Genomic DNA, 21,246 nt, shown 5'->3' on the forward strand with positions numbered 1-21,246 from the left:
TCGGGGGGGTCCACATGCCTGCAATCCGACATCTCGCGCCTGCCCTTGGGGCGGCACTGGGGGCGGTCCTGTGCGGGGTCCTGTTCGCCGCCAGCCATGCGCAGGCCCAGCAGACCCGGACATTCGACATCATCGACCGGCAGGGCTTCGACGCCCCGATCACCGCCTACAGCCTGGAGCTGCCGCGGGACTGGTCGGCGACGGGCGATATCCTATGGTCGAAGCCGTGCAGCGGCAACGATCTGTACGAGGTGGTGCTTACCGTCCGCGCGCCCGACGGCCTGGCCGGGATGCGCATCCTGCCGGGTCACCAGATCGTCTGGCTCGGGGCGATGACCGCCGGGCTCGATGCGGCGCTGGCGCAGATGGCGGTGGCCCAGGCCGAGGCCCAGCGGAACGACCTGCGCACCCGATTTCGCAACACCAACTGCCATGTCGGGCAGGTCACCGGCACCGAACAGCTGTTCCAGACGCTGGTCAGGCCCGCCCGCCCCGCCGACATGCGCGTCACCGCGACCACGCCAAACGACGCCGTCCGCAAGCAATACGCACAGACGTTCGCAGCCGCGGCACCGGGGATGCAGGTCTATTACGACGCGGTGCGGATCGACATGGCCTACACCCTCGGGGCACACCCGATCGCGGAAAGCCTGTGGCTGTCGTGGTATCTGTTTCAGCCCGATCCCGCCGATCCGGTCATGGCGGGCACCTACCAGCAAAGCTTTGTCGAGCCTTTGCGCCTGACCTGGGTCGCGCCCGCCCGGCGCGCGGTCGATCAGGCCACCATTGACGCCCTTGTCGCGTCGATCCGGATCAATCCGGCGTGGCAAAGGCGCGTCAGCGAGGTGCAGCGCCAACGCGCCGAGGCCAACCGCCGCGCGAACGAGGAAAGCTGGGCACAGCGCGAAGCGGACCGCGCCCGGGCAGAGGCGTTGCGCGATGCGGATCACCAGCGCTTTCTCGACATGATCCGGCAGTAGGCCCGCCGCCCCCCCCCCTGGACCGAACCGGCCCAAGCGCGACCCGCCATCCCCCCGGGCGCTATTGCCCGATCAGCTTCATCACCACCGGTTCCAGCACCGTGCGCATGTCGGTGTCCTCGATCTTGCGTTTCATGACCGCGCGAACCTCTGCCGGCACGGTGGCGTTGACACGGCGCAGCTCGGCCATCAGGTCGATCAACTCCTGTCCGCCGCATCTGCCGCTGCGGTAGCGCCACACCGCCACCGCGTTCGCCGTAGTGCGATCTTCGACCAGACCGCAGCGCCGCAGCGGTTCGGTGTTGCGCCAGAACAGCGCCATCATGTCGGTCAACGCCGAGGAGTCGTCGGCGAAATAGCTGTGCGCCAGCATGTCTTCGCCCAGTTCCGACATGTCGATGCTGTCGACCAGGGGAATGGCCAGCGTGTCGTCGCCGCCCTGCCCGGCGCGCGGCATGTCGCCATGCAGCTTGCGCGAGGTCACCAGCGCCCAGTCCGATTCCGAGGCATAGAGCGTCAGCCGCCGCGCCAGGGGGCGGATGGTCGGGATCATCTCGGCGAAGAGATCCGCGTCGACATCGGGCGCGGCAAACAGGATCTGGCCCAGCAGCGGCGCATCGCCCGGCTTGACCCCGCGTCGCAACGCCATCAACTCGAGCGCCTCGGTCAGCGCCCGGTTGCCCATGCTGTGCGCGACGATGTGAATGGTCGTCGCCCCGGAGCGTTCCACGAGATCGTCGAGGAACCCGGTCAGGCGACGCGCGCTCAGCTGCACCACCGCCGTATCGGCGACATAGCTGATGGTCGATCCGCGCGATGGCCAGGAATAGACGATCGGCACGCCGTCATATTCCATGTCATAGGCGATCTGCGCCGCGCGCTTGGTCGCCTGGTCGAAACGCACGTTGAAGCCATGCACGAAGACGAAGGCCTCGGTCTTGCCGGTGCCGTCGAATTCGGAATTGAGGCGGCTGTAGAATTCATCGGTCTCGACCGGCGTGACCGATTGCAGCATCACGTGCCGCGCCGGTGACGGAGAAAATTCCAGCCGCCAGATCGACGGCGCTTCGACCAGACCGGGGGTGTGCACCTCGGGGATGGTGACCGTGGCGATCCCCAGCTCGAGCGTGCCGCGTCCCGAGCCATAGAACGCCGCCGGCGCGTCATCGCCGCTGCGCGCCCGGTCGGTCGCATAGTAGACATCGATGGCGCGGAACCCCGCGTCGTCGCTCCGCGATGGCCCGGTCGGCGCGTTGTCCTGCGCCTGCGCGGCGGCGGCGCGGTAATCCGCGGCGTCGGCCTGCCGCCCGAGCAGATCCGACAGCCGCGCCAGATCGCGCAGCGTCGCCGCCAGCACCGGCCCCGGGCGTCCGCCGTCGCGCTCTTCTTCCAGCCTGTCGGTCAGGATCTGCCCGGCACGACGAAACTCGCCCTCGGCCTCGTAGAGCGCGGCGGCCTGCGACAGAAGCGGCACCGGATCGATATCCAGCACCTGCCGGTGGCGGGCGGCGAACCGCGCCAGATCCGCCAGGATCCGCGCCGCCTCGGTGCGTTGCCCGAGGTCCAGCAGAAGCGTGGCCTTGAGCTGGCTCAGATCAAAGATCAGGCGCAGGTCAGGGGTCGGATCGGCCTGGATTTCCGCCAGCGCGGCCTCGGTCCGGACCAGTGCAAGGGCGGGGTCGTTATCCGCGAGCCAGGCAAGCCCGGCGATGTCCGCCTCTTGCGCCCGAGCAGGGTCGGCAACCAGTACCGACAGGCCGATCAGCAGCCCCGCAACCCAGGATACCCCGCTGTGACGTCGCATCAATCCATCCTCGAAAAACCTGAAAGTTCAGGACATGTGCCCGGGATTCACCCCGCCAGATTACCCCATGACCGGGAAAAAAGCTATAAAGCGCTGCCGTTTTGGCCTATGCTGCGCACAATTCTAGGTCTGCACGCTTACCCATTAGGTCCTGCGCGATATGCGAGGGGTGCGATGAAAAAGCTTCTGCTGTTTCTTGCGACATGGCTGTGTCTAACATCTGCGGCGCAGGCGGAAACCCGGGCGCTTCTGATCGGCGTGTCGGATTACGATGACAGCGTCGGGCTGACGGATCTGAGGGGGCCCGCCAACGATGTGGCCCTGCTGAAGCGGGTGCTGGCGGATCGCGGCGTCGGCGATGTGACCGCCCTGACCGATGCCGGGCCGACCGCCCCGACCCGCGCCGCCATCCTCGCCGCCTTCGCCGACATGGCCCGCCGGTCGCGGCCCGGCGATTTTGTCTATATCCACCTCAGCGGCCACGGCACCCGGCAAACCGACCTGAACGGCGACGAGACCGACGGTCTGGACGAGGTCTTTCTGCCGTCCGACACGGCGCGGGCCGAACCCGGCGCGGGCACCATTCCCAACGCCATCGTCGATGACGAGATCGGCCAGGCGGTGGATGCGATCCGCGCAGCCGGGGCCGATGTCTGGCTGGTGATGGACAGTTGCCATTCGGGCTCGGGGCTGCGCGCGGCGGCCCCGGGCACGGCGACGCGGTTCGTCGACCCCGCGGCGCTGGGGGTGCAGGTCACGGTCCCGGCGCAGGCCGAAGTGCAGATCACCGAAACCCCGCGGCCGGATCTGCCCGGCGGGATACTGGCGTTCTACGCCGCGCGGTCGACCGAGGTCGCGCGCGAGGTCAACTTCGCCCAGGACAGCGGCGGCGAGGAATGGTACGGGCTGTTCACCTCCAAGCTGGCCGCGCGTCTTGACGGCAACCCCGGAATCAGTTTCCGGCAGCTGTTTCAGGCGGTCCTCAGCGATATGGCGGATGGGTCCGTGCCCGGTGCTGCGCGGCTGCAGACGCCGCTCTGGGAAGGCAGTCTGATCGACGCGGCGGTGTTCGGCGGCACCGGGACCATCGGACTGCGCCGCTTTGGCGTGGTCGAGGACGAAATCCTCGCGGGGCTGGTGCACGGGCTGGGCGACGGCACGCTGGTGGGGCTGGTGGCCGATGCCGCCGACGGGCCCGAGGCGCTGGTCGGCTACGCCCAGCTTGAGGACGTCGCGGCGACCCGCGCCTATCTGCGGGCGGTGGATGCCGATTGCGTGCCGCGGCTTGCGGCCCCCTGCGCCGCCTCGGGCCCCGTTCCGGCTGCGGCGCGGTTCGCTCAGGTGGTGGCGCGCCCGGTCGATCTGGTGGTGCGCATCGCCCTGCCCCGCGATCTGAGGACCGGCGCGGTGCTGCCCGCGGACGATCCGGTGATGACGGCGCTGAGCGCCGCTGTCGCCGTGGCCAATCAAGGCGCCACGGTGCGGCTCGACCTCGTGGCGGACACCTTCGACGTCGAGACGATCCGCGACGGCACTACGCTCTGGTTCGGGCGCAGCGCGCTTGAGGGACAGACGCCCGTCGGGCTGAAGTGGTCGGCGGACACGCCGGATCTGCCGGTCCTGCTGACCCGGATCGCCAGGGCCGAGACACTGGCCCGGATGCTGGGATCGGTGTCCGGCGGCGGGTCGATCCTGAATGCAAGCCCGGTCGCGGTGTCCACCAGCCTCGTCTCCGTCAACGTCGGCGATCTGGCACCGATCGGGGCAGAGGTGTCGCCCCAGCGCGAATGCCGGACGGCGCTGACCAACGCCCCCGCCGCGCGGTCCCTGTCGGGCAATGACGAGATCAAGCAATGCGACAGGATCGGCCTGCGCGCGCAGGGCACGGTTGCGGGCGAGTTCGACGTCAACCGCATTCATATCGACGCGCAGTTCTGCGTGCATGCGGACTACACCCGGATCGTCGATGCCCGCACCGCGACCGGTCTCGGGCAGGACATGATCATGTGTTCGGACTGCCCGGGCGGCTATGCGGCCGGCGACGAGCGGCTGTTCGTGATCATCGCGGAACAGCGCGCCAATGCCGAGGCGCTGAACCTCGAAGGGCTGGTCGAGACCTGCGCGGATGACGCGGGCGCGACGCGGAGCGCGGCCACGGCGCAGGCCCGCGACTTCCTGGATACCATCGCACGGCGGCCCGATACGCGCGGCGCTTTCGGCGGCTTTGATATCGAGAATATCTGGGTCGAGCGGTTCGGCTGGCGGGTCCTGCCGCGCGCCGAAGCCTACATCCGCGCCGGTCGCGCCGTAGATTAGAAGGCTGCCCCGGGGCCGTGTTGCCGGGAACAGCAGGAATGAGTGGACCCCGATGGGAGGGCAAGATGGACAAGGTAGCAATAGCGGTCACGACGGGATTTTTCGCCCTGTGCTGCGCGTCGGCGGGCGGCGCACAGGACGGCGGCGGCCTTGACAGGATCGCCGTGCCGGGCGGCACGTCCTCGATTGCCGTGCAGGCGCATGTGGCGGCGCTGAAGCAAGAGGCCGAGGTGGTCAGCGGCGACGCCGCAACCCGCATCTTCGGCGGGCGCGAGGCGCAAGAAGGGCAATGGCCCGCGCAGGTGTCGCTGCACACCGCGGCCCGGCTGGACGACACGGTCGAGGGGCTGTTCCAGTCCCAGTTCTGCGGCGGCACGCTGATCGCCCGGCAATGGGTACTGACGGCGGCGCATTGCGTGATCGGCGAGGACGGCCGCCCGTCGGCTCCCGGCAGCATCGCCGTGCGCACCAGTTCGGTCGATCTGGCGAAGGGCGACATCCGCGCCGTCGCGCGGGTCATCGTGCATGAAAACTACGACCCGGTCCTGATCGACAACGACATCGCGCTGTTGCAACTTGCAGAGCCGATCACCCAGGCCTCGGGGCCGGTCAACGCCATTCCGGTCCCCCCGCAAGGCGCGCAATTGCCGCAAGGGCCTGCGGTCGTCGTCGGCTGGGGCATGATGGAAGAGGAGAAGTTTCCACGCAACCTGATGGAGACCGACATCGACATCGTCAGCAACGACACCTGCAACCGGGGCATGGCCGAGCAGACCAAGCGCGAATTCGGCAGCTTCCTGATCGGGATGGGGCAGACCAACCGGATCCCGCAGGAAACCCTGGAACAGGCCTTTGCCATCCTGACCAGCAATCTCGGCAATGCGCTGTCCGACAACATGATCTGCGCGGGCATCCCGTCGGGTTCGAAGACATCGTGCAGCGGCGACAGTGGCGGGCCGCTGATGATCCGCCAGACCGATGGCAGCTGGCTTCAGGTCGGCATCGTCAGCTGGGGGCGCGAGCCGCTCGGGGCGACGACGCGCTGCGGGCATCAGGACCTCTACTCGGTCTATACCCGCGTTGCGAATTACTACGACTGGATCGCGAAAAACCTCGGCGGGTAGCCGGATCGAAGGGAAGGATCGGACCATGAAGACCCATGCCATTCTGTGTGCGCTGGCGGTCGGAGCGGCACTGTCCGCCGGTGTCCCGGCGCCGGGTGCCGCGCAGGCCCAGTCAGGCGGCGGTTTCGAGACGAGCGGCGGTTTCGGAGGCAGTTTCGACACTGGCGGCAGCGCTGCGGCGACGCCATCCGCAACCCCGCCACCGACCGCGCAGGGCGGTGGTTTCGGGGGCAGTTTCGGGGGCAGTTTCGAGGCGGGCGGGCCGGGTGCCCCGACACCTGCCCCGACGCCCGACCCGACGCCGGGTCGCGAGGTGCCGGTTGTCGGCGGCGACAGCTTCGGCCCCGGCAGCTTCGACGCGGTCGTGATCGAGCCCGGGCCCGTGGCCCCGGCACCGCCCGCTCCGGTCCCGGCCCCACCTCCGGCCCCGTCCCCACCGCCCGGCCCGCCGGTGGACCCGCAACTCATCGCCTTCGAGGCGCGCGACTACGGCATTCCGCCCAGCCAGAACTTGCGGCAGGGCAATTTCCATGGCCCGACCCCCACCAGCCTTCCCGGCGCGCAGGTCGTCGCGACCCAGGCGCTGGCGGGCGCGCTGCAATCGGGGCAGTCGATCATCCTGATCGACGTGCTGGGATCGGACTACAGCCTGCCCGACGCCTATCTTGCCCCGGCGCTGGCATCCGGCGGCAGCTTCAACGACCGTACGCAGCAACAGGCGGTGCAATGGCTGCGCCAGATCACCGGCGGCAATTCCGGCGCGGTTATCGTGCTCTATTGCAGCGACCCGATGTGCTGGCTCAGCTATAACGCGGCCCTGCGCACGGTGGCGGCGGGCTATACCAATGTCTACTGGTATCGCGGCGGATTGCGGGCCTGGCAGATGGCCGGATTGCAACTTTATCCGACGGGATTCTAGCCGTGCAGCTTCGGTCGGGCCTTGCCGGACGGATGCGGGTCGCGTGGCGATGCTGCAAGGCCAAAGCCACCGCCGCCGCCGTTGGGGTCATGGTCGCGCTGCTGGCCGCGACCGCCCCGGTTCGGGCCGAGGACCCGCGCGTCGCGCAGGCCTACGAGCTGATCGCCCGGGAAGACTGGGACGCGGCGCAGGGGCTGGCCGCCGCCGCGCTGGACAGCGCCGGCAGCGATCTTGACCGGTTCGACGCGCGCGAGGCGCTGGCGACGATCGCCTATTACACCGACGACACGGACGCGCCGCTGGCCGATCTCCACAGGCTCGATGCAGAGGCGATCCGGCTGTTCGGGCGCGATCATTCGCGCCGGGTGCCGGTGCTGCAATTGCTCGGCCTGACCTATGATTTCCTGGGGGCGCCGGAACAGGCGGCGCGCCACCTGACCGGCCTGATCCGGATCGCGCGGCTCGATCACGGGGAGGTCGACACGCTGCATGATACGATGCGCGATCTGGCCGAGCTTTACCGCGACGCGGAGGCCCCGCAGGTCGCGGCGATGCTGGCGGCGGATCTGGCACTGTCGGCGGAAGAGATCTACGGCCCCGATGACGAATTGACGCTAGAGGCGGCGGTGCTGCGCGCCGAGGCGCATCTGGCCATGGACCACCCGGTCGAGGCGATCATCCAGGCGCTGCCGCTGGCCCGCCTCGATCCGGACAGCCTGGCCGGGGCCCTGCCGGATCTGGCGCGGCGCGGCGATACCCTCTGGGCCGGGGTCGAGGCGCGTGCCGCCCAAACCGGCGATGCCCGGTCCGTCACCGAGGACTGGTTCGCCACCGCGCTGGCAACGCGTGACCGCCGCGATGCCGCGGACCGGGCGGACCTCGACCTGATGGGGCCGTTCTCGACCGCCATTCATGCCGGGAATACAGCCGAGGCCGATGCCATCGCGCGGCAACTGACCGCCACGGTACTGGCCGACGACCCCTTTCCGGTCGGCATCTACACGGTGATGACCTTCGCGCATCTGACCTCCGGCAACACCGCAGACGCCGTCCCGTGGGTCAAGCGTCTGGCCGCCGTGCCGCCCGAATACTTGGCGACGACGGATTTCGACGCGGCCGACCCGTTGCGCGATGTGGCCGCCTGGCTGGCCGACCGGGGCCGGGTGCCAGAGGCGCTGGACATCAACGCCCTGGCGCTGCGCCTGACCGACCTGCGCGACGATCCGCACGCACCGGGCCTGCAACGTCTGCGACTGGAGCGCGCGGGCCTGCTGGCGCTGTCACGCCGATACGCCGAGGCGCGGCAGGCCGCCTTGCACGCCTTGCAGGACAACGCCGCCTTTGCCCCGGCGGACCCGGGCCTGCGGGCGGATATCCTGGCCGAACTGGGTCAACTCGCCCTCGAAACCAGGGATTTCGCCACCGCCGAGGCGCAATTTTCCCACGCGATCGCCGTGCTGCAATCCGCGGGCCTGACCGAGGATCTGACCTGGGCCGAGCACCTGACCAGCTATGCGGGCGCGCTGACCGCGCTTGGGCGCGGGTCCGAGGCGGTTGCCATCCTCGAGGCCGCCCTTGCGGTGCGCACGCGTCTTTCCGGGCCCACGTCGCGCACCACCGCAACCGGGCAGATCACCCTGGCCGCCGCCCTTGCCGATGCCCAGCGGCATGACGACGCCGCGGCCCTGTTCGAGACGGCGCTGACCAGCTTTCGCAATGCGCCCGACGCGGATCCCGCGCTCAACCGCGCGCTGTTGCTGGCCTATGCGGGGCTGCTCGAACAGGTGGGCAAGGACGCGGCCGCGGATGCGCTGTTTCTGGAAGCCGCGGCACTGGGCGCATCCGGCGACGGCACGCAACTGCCGATCGAGGTGCTGACCTTTCAGCAACTGGCAGCGCGCGCATGGGCGACGGACGACCTCGACGCCGCATCGGGTTATCTGGCCAAGGCGCTGGACCGGCTGCCGCGCGACGACCCGGCGATCACCGAAATCCGTACATTGCAGGCCCGCATCGCGCTTGAGCGGGACGACCTCGGGACCGCGCTGGCGCTGTTTCGCGAGGTGACCCGCGATCTGGACCGTCCGGGGCAGGATTTCGGCCCCCGTGCGCGCGACTACCTGCCCGCCTATATCGCCACGCTGGACCGTCTGGCCCGCGCGGACGACAGGCTGGCCGACCGCTACATGGACGAGACCTTCGTGGTGGCGCAGGGCGTCAACGGGCTGTCGGCGGGTCGCGCGCTCAGCCGTGCCGCCGCCCGTTGGAGCGCGGCACCCGAGCTTGCCCGGAGCCTGCGCCAGTTGCAGGATCTGGAAGATGGCATCGTGGCCCTGCGCGCGGCGTTTCGCGACCGGGTCGCGACCGGCGCGGATGCGACCGACATTCAGGCGCGGCTCGACACCGATGTGGCCCGTGCCCGCGCCCTGCGCGAAGACGTCGCGCGGAGCTTCCCCGACTATGCCCGCTTTGCCACCGGCAAGGCGATAGAGCTTGCCACCGTCGCCGCAAGGCTGCACCCGGACGAGGTCATGGTGCTTGTCGCCACCGCGCCCGACGATGCCGCGACCGGGCAAAGCGGCAGCGTGATCCTTGCGGTCACCCATGACAGCCTGCGGATCAATGCGACGGTCAACCGCGACACGTTGACCGCGCTGGCGAACGATCTGCGCTGCGCCGCGGCCCTGACCGACGCGCGCTGCGGGCAGGCCCGGGCGGCGACGCGCGGCGCGTTCACATTCGACGACGCGCCCGGGCATGCGCCCCCCGACGCCTTCGATCTCGGGTTGGCGCATCGGGCCTATCTGGCCCTGCTCGATCCGGTGGCCGAAGCGTTGGTCGGCAAGACCCGGCTGATCGTGGTGCCAGACCGGGCGCTGACGGCGATGCCGTTTCACCTGGCCGTGCGCGACGCCCCGACGCCGGGCACCGGGCTGCGCGATGCCGCCTGGCTGCTCCGCGACATGTCGGTTGTGGTGGTGCCGACGGTGGCCAGCTTCGACGCCCTGCGCGGTCGGGGTGTACGTGCCAGGGGCGGCAGCTTTCTTGGCATCGGCGATCCGCTGATCGGCAGTCAGCGCGGCGGGGCGCGCCCCTTCGACTGCGGCGTGGCGCAAAGCGAGCCGGTGCTGGCCGCCGCGCTTGATGCCAACGGCACCGGCAGCTTCCAGCGCGGCGGCAAGACCGATACCGAGGCCCTCGCCAATCTGCGCGCCCTGCCCGAAACCCGCTGCGAACTGCAGCACGCCGCGCGCCTGTTTCCCGAAAAGAACCGCCTGCTGCTGGGTGCCGAGGCGACCGAAGCCCGGATCAAGGCGCTGAGCCGGTCGGGCGCCTTGGCAGAATACCGGACCCTGTCCTTTGCCACCCATGGCCTGATCGCGGGCGAGGTTGGCGCGTTCGACGCAGGTCTGGTGATGACACCGCCCGGCACGCCCGGCGGTGACGATGACGGTCTGCTGACAACCGGGGAGATCGCGCAATTGCGGCTGGATGCGGATGTTGTGCTGCTGTCGGCCTGCAACACCGCGGCGGGCACCGCCGACAATGCCGAGGGGCTGTCCGGACTGGCCAGCGCGTTTTTCTACGCCGGCGCGCGCAGCCTGTTGGTGTCGCATTGGCCGGTCTATTCGGACGCCGCCACGCGGCTGACATCGGCGATGGTCACTCGGCTTGATACCGATCCGGGGCTGGGCCTGTCGGATGCGCTCAGGCTTGCGATGCTGGATGTTCTGGACGACCCGGCAAGCGACGCGCGCATGCGCCATCCGGCGTACTGGGCCCCGTTCATGATCGTCGGAGAAGGCGCACCCGCGCCCTGATGCGCGCGCATGGCGGTGTCGGATTACTCTGTGAACGCGATGTCGGACATCATGATATCGGGGTTGCCGCGATCCGTGGAGCGCAGGCGAAGGCCACCCGTCGAGATGCGCCACTCGACGTTTTGCGAAACGTCGCGGCCCGTGACCGGGTCGGTGGCGTTGAAAGTGAACGCGACGATCCCGTCGCGCCGCACCCCGCTTATCCGGACGCTGCCGACCCCGTCCGGGTTCGACCAGCGACCGGTGATCCGTTCGGACCCGCCCGTGCCGACCAGCGACCCGGAGATGGCAAACCGCCGACCCGGCACGACGCAGTCGCCGGACAGCTGCAGCGTGTCGTCGGCGGCCACATAGACATTCCGGATCCGGCAGCGCACGGTTTCCTGCGGACCGTCCGGCGTTTGCCTGGCCCAGCCGGACCCGCGCCAGGCACCATCCATCTCGGCCAGTGGCTCAGCGACGGCGGCGCCCGCTGTCAGCAGGGCGATCATGGCAAAGCTAAGCAGACGCATGCGCAGGTCCTTTCCAGGTAAGCAAGGCGGGAAGCAACAGCAGATCGACCAGAAGCGCCGCCCACAGCGTGACGATCATCATGCCACCAAAAAGCCGGATCGGGGTGAAGTCGCTGAACAGCGTCACGCTGAGCCCGACGGTCAGCAACAGCGTCGTCAGGACCATGACCTGCCCGGCGGAACGGGCCGCGGTTTCGACGGCGTCGTGCGCGGAACTGCCCGTCGCGATTGCCGCGGAATACCGACCGAGAAAATGCACCGTGTCGTCGATGGCTATGCCGAAGGCGATGGTCAGCGCCAGCACCGCCGTCGGGCTGAGTTCGCCCTGCGTCCAAAGATGAATCGACGCGCCGGTCAGCATCAGGGGCAGAATATTGGGAATGATCAGTGTCGGGATCAGCCGCATCGACCGGAACGCGAGCGCGACCAGGACCGTGGCGCCCAGCGCCGCCACCACCAGACCCACCGACAACTGCTCGATCAGGCTGACGGCTTCCTGCCGCATGACCGTCGGCAGGCCCAGGACGCGATCCGCGCCGCCCTGCACTGCGGCGCGGTCAAGCCTGTCGAAGGCCGCAAGCGCCGCGTCGTTGCGCATGGGTTCGGGAACCGAGACGAATATGCGCGATGCGTCCGTCTCGGTGCGCAACCGCGCGATCAGGGCCGCCGGCAGGGTTTGCAGGTCCTCCGGCGTGGGCGGCACCTCGGGATGGCCAAGCCAGCGGGCGAAATTCACCTCTGACAAGACGCGGCCCGGCCCGCTTTCCGCCTCCAGCCGCGAAACCAGATCCCGGGTTTGTTGCCAATCGCCGTCGGTTTCGACGATCATCTGGAAGACGCCGCCAAAGTCGTCGGATATCGCGTCATTGGTCGCCAGGGTTTCGCTGCTGTCCGGCAAATTCTGGTACAGCGGAAACCACGCCCTTGTCTGGCTGAACCCCAGGGTCGCGGCGGTCAGCAGGACAAGGCACCCGGCGATGATCGTGCGGGGCCGTGCCGTTCCGATCTCAGTCAGACGTTTTGCGCCGGACGCGCTGAAACCTGGGATCGGTGTCGCCGACAGGGCAAGCCGCTGGCCGAGAAGCGCAAAGCTGACGATCACGATTGCAAACGACAACAGCGTGCCGACCGCACCCAGGATGGCAAATTCGAACAACTGCGCATTGCCTGTCAGCGTGATACTCGCGAAGGCGACCGAGGTTGTGAGCGCCGTCAGCGCGCAGGCTGGTCCGACCGTCTCCACCGCATCCCGCACCGAACCATGGCTTTTGACATGGCCCGCCAGATGGACGCCATCCGCCACACCCAGCACCAGAAGCAGGATCGGGATCACGTTGCTCAGAACGGTGATCGGAAAGCCAAGCCAGACCGACAGCGCCAGAACACCCGCAGCCCCGATGAGCGCGGGGACAACGGCAAGAAGCGCCATGCGCAGATCGCGCAGCAGCACGACGGCCGACAGCGCCACGATCAGCGCGCCCCAGAGGTTCAGGGAAATCAGATCCGCCTTGAGCCCGGACACGATCTCGGCGCTGATCACGTCCTCGCCGGTCAGGTTCGCGGAGAGGTTGGCGGGCAGCGCGCGCGCCAGCTCTGCCGATATGTCCGCGACGGCATCCGCAACCCGCGTCTGGTCGGTGTCGAAAGACACGGCCAGCAACACGGCGGTGAGTGCTTCGTTGACGAAGGTCGGCAGGCCGGTTTGCAGATCGTCGAAGGCAGACAGGCTGGCGGGAAAGTCCTCTGCGATAACCGGGCCGAACAGGGGCCTGCCAGAGGGCGCCGCCGCGTCGGGGGGCCAGCGCAGCGCGAAGGGTGACGCCACCGCCGTCACCCCCTCCAGAAATTCGAGATCCAGCGACAGATCGCGCAAGGCGGTCATGTCGCCGACGGTGAAGGGTTGCGACGCGGTGACTAGGATCAGCGCGGTACTGAGCGGCGGCGACTGGGTGTCCTCATAGGTGCGCTGTGCCTGCGACAGCGGACTGTCTGACAGAAAGACCCGGTGGATATCGTCATCGAAGGTGACTTGCGGCAGGCTGACCCCGATGAGGGCGATCAATGCAAACAAGCAAAGCGCCGCTGCCCGTGGGGCCTTCAGGGCAGCAATCCCAAGGCGTTCCGCGCCAAATCCGATGCCGCGGAACATGGGCTACATCGCCCGCAACGGCGCCAGCGCCCTGTGCTCGACCCGGATGCGGACCCACAGCATCCCGGCGTTCAGCACCGTGAACGCGACCGCCACCCAGACCAGGCCCAGCACCATCGGCGCCACGATGATCTCAGCCACGACCAGCATGTAATTGGGGTGCGAGACGTATTTGAAGGGTCCGCGCACCACCAGCGGTTCCTCGAGGATGATGATGCGGGTGGTCCATCGACCGCCGAGGCTGGCAAGGATCCAGACGCGCAGGATCTGCAGCCCCGCGAACAGGGAAAGCCAGCCGAGCGAAACCGATTCGTCAAAGCCGAACAGAACGAGGCAGGCGATCCAGGCGCTGTGCATGGCGACCATGACCGGGTAATGCGCGGCACCGACCTCATGCGCCCCTTTCGCCAGAAGGCGCGCCGTGTTGCGTCTGGCAATCGCCAGCTCGCTGAGACGTTGCAGGACGATGAAGCCGAGAAACAGAAGCGTCGCCGTGTCCATCACGCCGCCGCCGCGCGGACGTGGAACGGCAGGAAGGACGCGGTGAACCCCGGCCCCAGGGCGCAGGCCATCATCTGGCCCGTCTTGCCTGCGTCGATCACCGACTTCATGACGAACATCACCGTCGGCGCGGACATGTTCCCCGCAACGCGCAACGTGTCCCGTTCAGCGTCCAGGGATCCCTGTTCCAGATGCAGCGCGCCCTCGATCGCCTCGACCACCTTGGCGCCGCCGGGATGGCAGACGTATCGGTCGATCCGGTCGTGATCGAGGGTCGCGGCCTTCAGTGCACCCTCGGTCGCGGCGGCGAATTCCTGGGTGACAAAGCTGGGGATCGAGCGGTCGAAGACCACGCCGAAGCCCGTCTCGTCCACGTCCCAGCCCATGATGTCGAGCGTGTCTGGCCACATCTTCTGGTGGCCCTGGCCAAGCGTCACACACGTCCCGGAGGTGGGCGGGGCGGCACTGATGCACGCCGCCGCGGCCCCGTCTCCGAACAGGACGGTTGCGATGATATCGGCCTTTTGCAGCCGGTCCGCGCGAAACGACAGGGAACAGGCCTCGACGACGACCAGCAGCACCTTCGATCCGGGCCGGCCCGTGGCAATGGCCTGTGCCGTCGACAGACCGGACACGCCGCCAGCGCATCCCAGGCCAAACACCGGCACGCGCATGATGTCGTCCCGGAACCCCATCTCGGAAAAGGCATGCGCTTCGAGCGACGGCGTCGCGATGCCCGTGGAACTGACGGTCACGACGCAATCCACATCGGCTCCGGTCCATCCGGCGTCGTCCAGCGCGCTTTGTGCCGCCGCGATGAACAGGGACTTCGCACCCGCCAGGTAGGCCGCGTTGCGGTCCGCCCAGCCATGGTCTTTGGTGAACCAGTCGATCGGCACGACGGAATACCGGGTGTCGATCCCCGCCCTTTGTAACCGCGACACGAACGGCCCTAACCGGATATTGATCAAGCAGCATTTCGCTGCATTGCAGTTGCGCCGAAGCAGTCGTTCTAAAATTGATGAAACCACATCGAATTGCTGCTGTAGCTTAGGTCATCCGATGTAACCAAGCTGTTAACGCACTAAATGCCATCCCTCAAGAAATGCATCGCGTCAGCGGTCAGTGGCCTTTTCTTCCCGGTTTGAACGAGCCTCGATCACTCGTTGAAACAGGGGCTATAATTAAACTTCAACGGTCTTCCCGGGATTCATGATGTTCTTCGGATCGACGGCTCGTTTCAACGTTGCCATGAGCGCATAGGCGGCGCCGTGCTCTTCCTCCATGTAGCGCTTCTTGCCAGTGCCCACGCCATGCTCGCCGGTGACGGTCCCGCCAAAGGACAGAGCGAGCTTGTTTACCTCCGAGGCCAGTGACTTGGCCCGCGTCAGTTCGCCGGGGTCGCTCCGGTCAATCAGGATCATGAGGTGGAAGTTGCCATCGCCGACGTGGCCGACAATTGGGGCGATCATGCCGGAGGCCGCCACCATGTCCTTGGACCGCGAGATGCATTCGGCCAGCGCCGAGATCGGAACGCAGCAATCGGTAATTAGACCTTCGCAGCCTTTGCGCAGCGATTTCCCGGCGTAATAGGCGTTGTGTCGTGCGGTCCACAGGCGATTGCGATCTTCGGCCTTGGTGGCCCACTGAAGACCCGACACGCCGAACTCCTGGCCGACGCTTTCGAACATCTCCACCTGCTCTTTCACGCCGGCGTCAGACCCATGAAATTCCAGAAACAGGTGCGGTTTTTCGGGCAGGCTCAGTTCGGGGTTGAAGATGTTCATACCTTTCATCTGGACCTCGTCCAGCAATTCGATCCGCGCCATCGGTATGCCCATCTGGATGGCCATGATCACCGCGTTCACGGCGTCATCGACGGTCTCGAAGGAACAGGTCGCGGCCAGGATGGTGTCGGGCTGGCCGAACAGGCGCACCGTCAACCTGGTGATGATGCCGAGCGTGCCTTCTGAACCAATGAAGAGGTGTGTCAGGTCATAACCGGCCGAGGATTTTCGCGCGCGAGAGCCGGTTTCGATGATAGTGCCATCGGGCAGCACGACTTCGAGCGCGAGAACGTTTTCGCGCATGGTGCCGTAGCGCACGGTATTGGTTCCCGAAGCTCGGGTGGCAGCCATTCCCCCCAATGTCGCATCCGCGCCGGGATCGACCGTGAACATCAGGCCCGTTGCGCGCAGCTCATCGTTGAGTTGCGTTCGCGAGACGCCAGGCTGCACGACGGCGTCCAGATCGCTGTCATGGATTTCGAGGATCCTGTTCATGCGGCTGGTGTCCACACTGATCCCGCCGTGAATCGGGATCACGTGGCCTTCGAGCGACGTGCCGATGCCGAAAGGGACAACCGGAACCACGTGGCGCGAACAGATCTTCATGATCGCGGAGACTTCTTCGGTGGTTTCAGGAAAGGCGACCGCATCCGGCAAGGCGGGTTCTGAATAGGCCTCGTCCCGGCCATGCATTTCCCGGACGGACTCGCCGGTCGACAGGCGCTCGCCCAACAGGTTTTTCAGGTCGGAGATGGCTTGAGCGGTCGGGTCCGTGGTCATGGAAGGTCTCTTTGAAAAATGGTCTACTGGTGTGGTTCCGGCTTGTCTGACTTGGGCCGATCTCAGTCCAGTTGCGTGTCGGCGGTGTCGATCTGGTCATCGCCGGCCCAACGGGCGGCCAGGTGCAAGAGTATGATGACCATGGCAATCGGCACCGACATGGAGATCCAGACCATCGGAATGCCGAGCGTGTCGGCGGTCAAGCCGGATTGGCGGGCCAGGTAGCCCTTGGCAAAGCCACCTCGCAAGCCAATGAAGCAGAAATAGACGACCGGCAGAACGAAGGTCATGACCGCCGCGCTGTGGACTGCCTCGGCAAGGAAACCCAACAGATGAGGACGCTCCGGCGCGACGCTCTGCATCAGCACCGCGTCCGAGCGCGTCTTGAACGACAGCGTCGCCCCCAGAAGTCCGGTCCAAACCATGGCATACCGGGCCACGTCCTCTGTCCAGACCGGGGGCGCGGAAAACACGTAGCGGGCAATGATCTGCAGGAAGACGGTCAGGAACATGAGGCAGACGGCGAAGACGGCCGCGCCGCGGGCGACGCGGTGAACGCTGTTGCTTGCTGCGATGATGGCGTTGCGCATGTGGCGTCTCCTGCCGAAAAGGGCCGGGCCTCGTCCAAGGCCCGGCGGGTGCGGGTCAGCGGTTGGAGTCGGACAGGTCTGTCCAGACTTTCACGTCCTCGGATGGCATCAGGCCGGAGTCGTAGACCGGCTTGGACGCTTCACGGAACACCGCGCGCTCTTCTGCGGTCAGACGCTGGACGGTCACGCCCTTTTCTTCGAGGGCGGTGAGACCGCGCTCGGAGGCCTCGGCCAGCCACGCGCGGGCCGCTGCATCGGCGGTTTCGACGGCGCTGTCCACGGCGGCCCGGTCTGCCTCGGACAGGCCCTCGTACCAGCTCTTGGAGACCAGGACCGCGCGCATCGGGATGATCACACCGGCGTCCGAGAAGTTCTTGACGAAATCGGTCTGGCCGAACATCACCGGCACGAAGGGCGAGTTCAGATAGCCGTTGATCACGCCGGTTTGCAGGCCCGCAGGCACTTCACCCCAGGGCACGATGGTGCCGCTGGAACCCCAGGCCTGGTACATGGCGATCTGCGCATCATCGAGCGCGCGCATCCGCAGGTTTGACATGTCGGCTGGCGAGCGGACAACCGCGTCGGTGGTGATGATGCCCGAAAGCGGCCCGAGAGGCGCCAGCGCCAGCACGACCACATCCTGGTCCGCCAGGTTGGCATTGACGCGGTCGAAGATCTTGCCCGCTTCCAGCACGCGGTCCATGTGATCCACATCGTCGAAGATGTAAGGCAGGCGCACGCCATAGATGAAGGGATCGACCTGCGCGATGGCACGCACGTCCGACAGCGATACCTCCAGCAGACCGGTCGACAATTGGTCGAACTTTTCAGCCTCGTTGCCGACGGACCCGCGCGGCATTTCGCGCACCTCCATCCCGGCTTCGGTCAGGGCCGCGCCGAAGGCATGCGCCCAGTTGTACGAGCCGCTGGTATCGAGATCCGGCGCGCTGTCCAGGGCGATCTTGACTTCCGCGCTGACCGCGCTCGACATCGCGAGCAATGCCGCCAGTGAGAGTGCCTTGAGTTTCATGTTGGTCTCCTCCGTTTTTGTTCTAATTCACTGAGAATCCGAGCAGGCGCGGCAATGTGAGCGAGAGAGCCGGCCAGTAGACCAGCGCCATCAGCAGCAGCACCTGCACGATAATGAAGGGCAGCGCGGCATAGGCCAGCCGCCAGTAGTTGAGGTTTGTCAGCGCCGCGACGACCACGAGGCATTTGCCCAGCGGCGGCGTGATCAGCCCGACACACAGGTTGAAGCACAGCACGATGCCAAGCTGGATCGGGCTGATGCCTTGCTCCAGGGCCTGCGGCGCGAAAAGCGGGATGAGCAGCGTCAGGGCCACCGGCGTGTCCATGAACATGCCCGCAATCAGGAAGATGGCGACCAAGAAGAACAGGTACTTGGTGCCGGTCAGTCCGAAGGAGCCGACCCAATCCGCCAGGGCGCTCGACCAGCCCAGCTGCCCGGCCAGGTAGCCGAGCACCGAAATCGCCGCGAGGATGATGAAGATCGTGCCGGTCATCTTGGCCGTCGCCTCGACAGCATCAAAGATCATCCGCAGGGTCAGACCCTTGTAGAACTGGCCCGCCACCAGCGCGACCAGCACCGCGATGGCCGACCCTTCGGTCGGTGTCGCCAGACCGAAGACCAGCGACCCGAGGATCACCACGGGTAGGCACAAGGCCGGTGCCGCGTTCAGAAGGCTGGGCAGAAATGGTGGCAGATCGTCAGACTTGCCGCCCGGATGCCCCTTGGCGGCGGCAATGATGGCATTCAACGTCATCAGGGACGCGGCCAGAAGCAAGCCCGGCACCACGCCCGCGATGAACAGGGCGGCAACCGAAGCTCCGGTCAGGCCGCCATATATGATCATGATAATCGAGGGCGGAATGATCGGCCCGATCATCGACGAGGCCGCGGTGATGGCCCCCGCGTAATATGGGTCGTACCCGCGGGCCTTCATTTCGGGCACGAAGGTGCGCGACAGGGCGGCGCTGTCCGCGATGGCCGAACCTGAAATGCCGGCAAAGAACACGCTGGTCAGGATGTTGACATGGCCCAGCCCGCCACGAAAGCGGCCGACGATGGACATGGCGAAATCGATCAGGCTGCGCGTGACCCCCGCTCGGCCCATGATCTCGGCGGTCAGGATGAACAGCGGCATTGCCATGAAGGCAAAGACATCGAGCTGGGCAAAGATGCGCTGCGGCAGGATCGACAGGAACTGGCTCTTGTCGAGGGCCACGAAGGTCAGCACCGAAACGGCACCCATCAGGTAGGCAAAGGCCGTGCCGCTGATCAGAAGAATGATGAAGACGATGGGGATCAGGTACATTGTGTTACACCGCCGTTCGCATGGCAGCCGTCTCGGATTGGCCAGCGCCGTTGAGGATGGGCGGATGTGTCACGATGGAGCGCAGATCGGTGTCGGAGGGCGCAAGGCTCGCCATTTCAGGGCGGGGTCGCGCGGTTTCCGCTTCGGCGGCAAAAAAGGTCTCAAGCGTCTTGGCGGCAGCCAACATCGCTTCATCCCCGCGCACCGGTCCCAGCATCTGCAGCCCGAAGGGCATGCCCTGGGGGTCGCGCCCGCAGGGCAGCGTGATCGACGGGCCGCCGGTGAGCGAACCGCGATAGGTCAGTGCCAGCCAACGATAATAGATATCCATGCTCTGGCCATCGATCTCCGTGGCATGGCCCTGGGTCCAGGGGAACGGGGAGACCGGCGCGGTGGGGAGGAGGATCACGTCGACATCCTGCATCACCGCATTGAACCGGCGCAGGATGCGCGTCTGTTCGGCATGCGCCCAGGCCCGGTCGGCCAAAGTCATGGACAGCCCCATCTCGACATTTGTTGCGATATCGGGGCCCAAAGCATCGGGGTCGGATTTGAGGACCTCGCCGAAAGCCGACACGAAGCTCTCGGCACGCAGGATGTCGAAGCAACGGTCCATATCACCGAGCGCCAGATCAATCGCGCGGCAGTCCTGAACCTGCGGCGCGATTTTTTCGACACGCGCCCGGAAGGTCGCCCGAATGGAAGGGTCAACGGGCGCACAGCCGAAGTCCTCGCTGAAGCCTATGCGCAGGTTTTCAAGGCGAATTTCAGGCAGGGACGCAAAGCGGTCCGGCGCCCCGCGGCAAGACAGGGGATCGTCAGTATGAAACCCCTGGCAGACCTGCAGCATCATTACCAGATCGTCCATTGTGCGTGCCATCGGGCCAAGCACCGAAATGCCTGACCATCCCAAAGGCCGCGTCGGATGGGCGATGACGTCGACGGAGGGCCGATAGCCTACGATACCGCAGAGCGCCGCCGGCAATCTGAGAGACCCGCCCGTGTCCGACCCAGTGCAGAGGGGCAGAAGGTCTGCCGCCAACGCAGCCGCCGATCCGCCAGAAGAACCGCCAGCGATCACGTTGGCGTCAAACGGGTTTCCCGTCGCACCCCAGACCGGGTTGCGGCTGTTGCCGCCGGCGCCGCATTCGGGAACATTGGTCTTGGCCAGAATGATCGCTCCAGCGGCGCGCAGCCGCGCTACCATGGGCATATCTACCTGTGGACAGTTGGCCCGCATCCGAGGGCTGCCATGGGTGGTCAGCAACCCTTTGGTGTCCTGAAGATCCTTCACCCCAACCGGCAAGCCGTCGAGCGGCCCCTTAGGCGTCCCGGCCCGCCATCTGCCTGTCGCCTGAACCGCCTCGCCGACAGCACGTTCGGCATCGATCGCGGTAAGTGCGTTAATCTTGGGATTGACCTGCGAGATCCGCTCGAGACAGGCCGTCAGATACTCGCTGGGCGTGAGCCTGTAGTCCGCAAAGCGCTGCAACACCTCGTGCGCGGACAGGGCCATCAAGGCTGCCCCCTTCATGCGTCCACCCGTGATCCATCCAGCGTGATCGAACCTGACATCGTATCCCTCCCAAGATGACGATGTCGGTTATGGTAAAGCGGATCTCGGGCG

At 66.8% G+C, this 21,246-nt stretch carries 15 protein-coding genes; 5 read left to right on the top strand and 10 right to left on the bottom strand.

Annotated elements, in window-relative coordinates; translation table 11 throughout:
* The first annotated feature begins 14 nt into the window (after positions 1-14).
* Positions 15-980, top strand: a complete 966-nt coding sequence (locus ACXYMN_RS04780) for a hypothetical protein (protein WP_459012312.1) — start codon at positions 15-17, stop codon at positions 978-980.
* Positions 981-1,041: 61 nt separating this feature from the next.
* On the opposite strand, the gene ACXYMN_RS04785 is transcribed toward ACXYMN_RS04780, so the two are convergent.
* Positions 1,042-2,784, bottom strand: a complete 1,743-nt coding sequence (locus ACXYMN_RS04785; RefSeq protein WP_459012313.1) for an alpha/beta hydrolase — start codon at positions 2,782-2,784, stop codon at positions 1,042-1,044.
* Between the two features lie 174 nt (positions 2,785-2,958).
* On the opposite strand from ACXYMN_RS04785, the gene ACXYMN_RS04790 reads away from it, so the two are divergent.
* Genes ACXYMN_RS04790 through ACXYMN_RS04805 form a run of 4 tightly spaced genes read left to right on the top strand, consistent with a single transcriptional unit; the run spans position 2,959 to position 10,964 of the window.
* Entirely contained in the window at positions 2,959-5,100 is a 2,142-nt protein-coding gene (locus ACXYMN_RS04790) for a caspase family protein (protein WP_459012314.1), read from the top strand.
* A 38-nt stretch (positions 5,101-5,138) separates the two neighbouring features.
* Positions 5,139-6,224 carry a serine protease gene (locus ACXYMN_RS04795; protein WP_459012315.1) on the top strand — a complete coding sequence of 362 codons (1,086 nt, stop codon included), beginning with the start codon at positions 5,139-5,141 and terminating at the stop codon, positions 6,222-6,224.
* Between the two features lie 25 nt (positions 6,225-6,249).
* A complete protein-coding gene (locus ACXYMN_RS04800; protein WP_459012316.1) occupies positions 6,250-7,143 on the top strand; it encodes a rhodanese-like domain-containing protein in 894 nt (297 codons plus the stop codon).
* A gap of 2 nt (positions 7,144-7,145) precedes the next feature.
* Positions 7,146-10,964 carry a CHAT domain-containing protein gene (locus tag ACXYMN_RS04805; protein ID WP_459012317.1) on the top strand — a complete coding sequence of 1,273 codons (3,819 nt, stop codon included), beginning with the start codon at positions 7,146-7,148 and terminating at the stop codon, positions 10,962-10,964.
* A gap of 23 nt (positions 10,965-10,987) precedes the next feature.
* On the opposite strand, the gene ACXYMN_RS04810 is transcribed toward ACXYMN_RS04805, so the two are convergent.
* The 9 genes from ACXYMN_RS04810 to ACXYMN_RS04850 form a co-directional block, all read right to left on the bottom strand.
* Positions 10,988-11,476 carry a hypothetical protein gene (locus ACXYMN_RS04810; protein ID WP_459012318.1) on the bottom strand — a complete coding sequence of 163 codons (489 nt, stop codon included), beginning with the start codon at positions 11,474-11,476 and terminating at the stop codon, positions 10,988-10,990.
* Positions 11,463-13,547: an efflux RND transporter permease subunit gene (locus ACXYMN_RS04815; RefSeq protein ID WP_459012320.1), complete on the bottom strand. Its 2,085-nt coding sequence runs from the start codon at positions 13,545-13,547 to the stop codon at positions 11,463-11,465. The genes ACXYMN_RS04810 and ACXYMN_RS04815 overlap by 14 nt, the downstream gene beginning before the upstream one ends.
* A gap of 81 nt (positions 13,548-13,628) precedes the next feature.
* Positions 13,629-14,126, bottom strand: a complete 498-nt coding sequence (locus tag ACXYMN_RS04820; RefSeq protein WP_459012321.1) for an isoprenylcysteine carboxyl methyltransferase family protein — start codon at positions 14,124-14,126, stop codon at positions 13,629-13,631.
* Positions 14,126-15,070, bottom strand: a complete 945-nt coding sequence (locus tag ACXYMN_RS04825; RefSeq protein WP_459012322.1) for a type III polyketide synthase — start codon at positions 15,068-15,070, stop codon at positions 14,126-14,128. Before ACXYMN_RS04825 ends, ACXYMN_RS04820 begins: the two co-directional genes overlap by 1 nt.
* Positions 15,071-15,310: 240 nt before the next feature.
* The gene (locus tag ACXYMN_RS04830; protein WP_459012323.1) at positions 15,311-16,693 is read right to left on the bottom strand and encodes an FAD-binding oxidoreductase; all 1,383 of its coding nucleotides are present in this window, start codon (positions 16,691-16,693) and stop codon (positions 15,311-15,313) included.
* Positions 16,694-16,755: 62 nt separating this feature from the next.
* The gene (locus ACXYMN_RS04835; protein WP_459012324.1) at positions 16,756-17,283 is read right to left on the bottom strand and encodes a TRAP transporter small permease; all 528 of its coding nucleotides are present in this window, start codon (positions 17,281-17,283) and stop codon (positions 16,756-16,758) included.
* Between the two features lie 55 nt (positions 17,284-17,338).
* Positions 17,339-18,313 carry a TRAP transporter substrate-binding protein gene (locus tag ACXYMN_RS04840; RefSeq protein WP_459012325.1) on the bottom strand — a complete coding sequence of 325 codons (975 nt, stop codon included), beginning with the start codon at positions 18,311-18,313 and terminating at the stop codon, positions 17,339-17,341.
* Between the two features lie 22 nt (positions 18,314-18,335).
* Complete coding sequence (locus ACXYMN_RS04845) at positions 18,336-19,619, bottom strand: TRAP transporter large permease (RefSeq protein ID WP_459012326.1); 1,284 nt, start codon at positions 19,617-19,619, stop codon at positions 18,336-18,338.
* A 4-nt stretch (positions 19,620-19,623) separates the two neighbouring features.
* Entirely contained in the window at positions 19,624-21,135 is a 1,512-nt protein-coding gene (locus tag ACXYMN_RS04850; RefSeq protein ID WP_459012327.1) for an amidase, read from the bottom strand.
* Positions 21,136-21,246 lie beyond the last annotated feature (111 nt).

The sequence above is a fragment of the Roseivivax sp. CAU 1753 genome, from assembly GCF_054482575.1.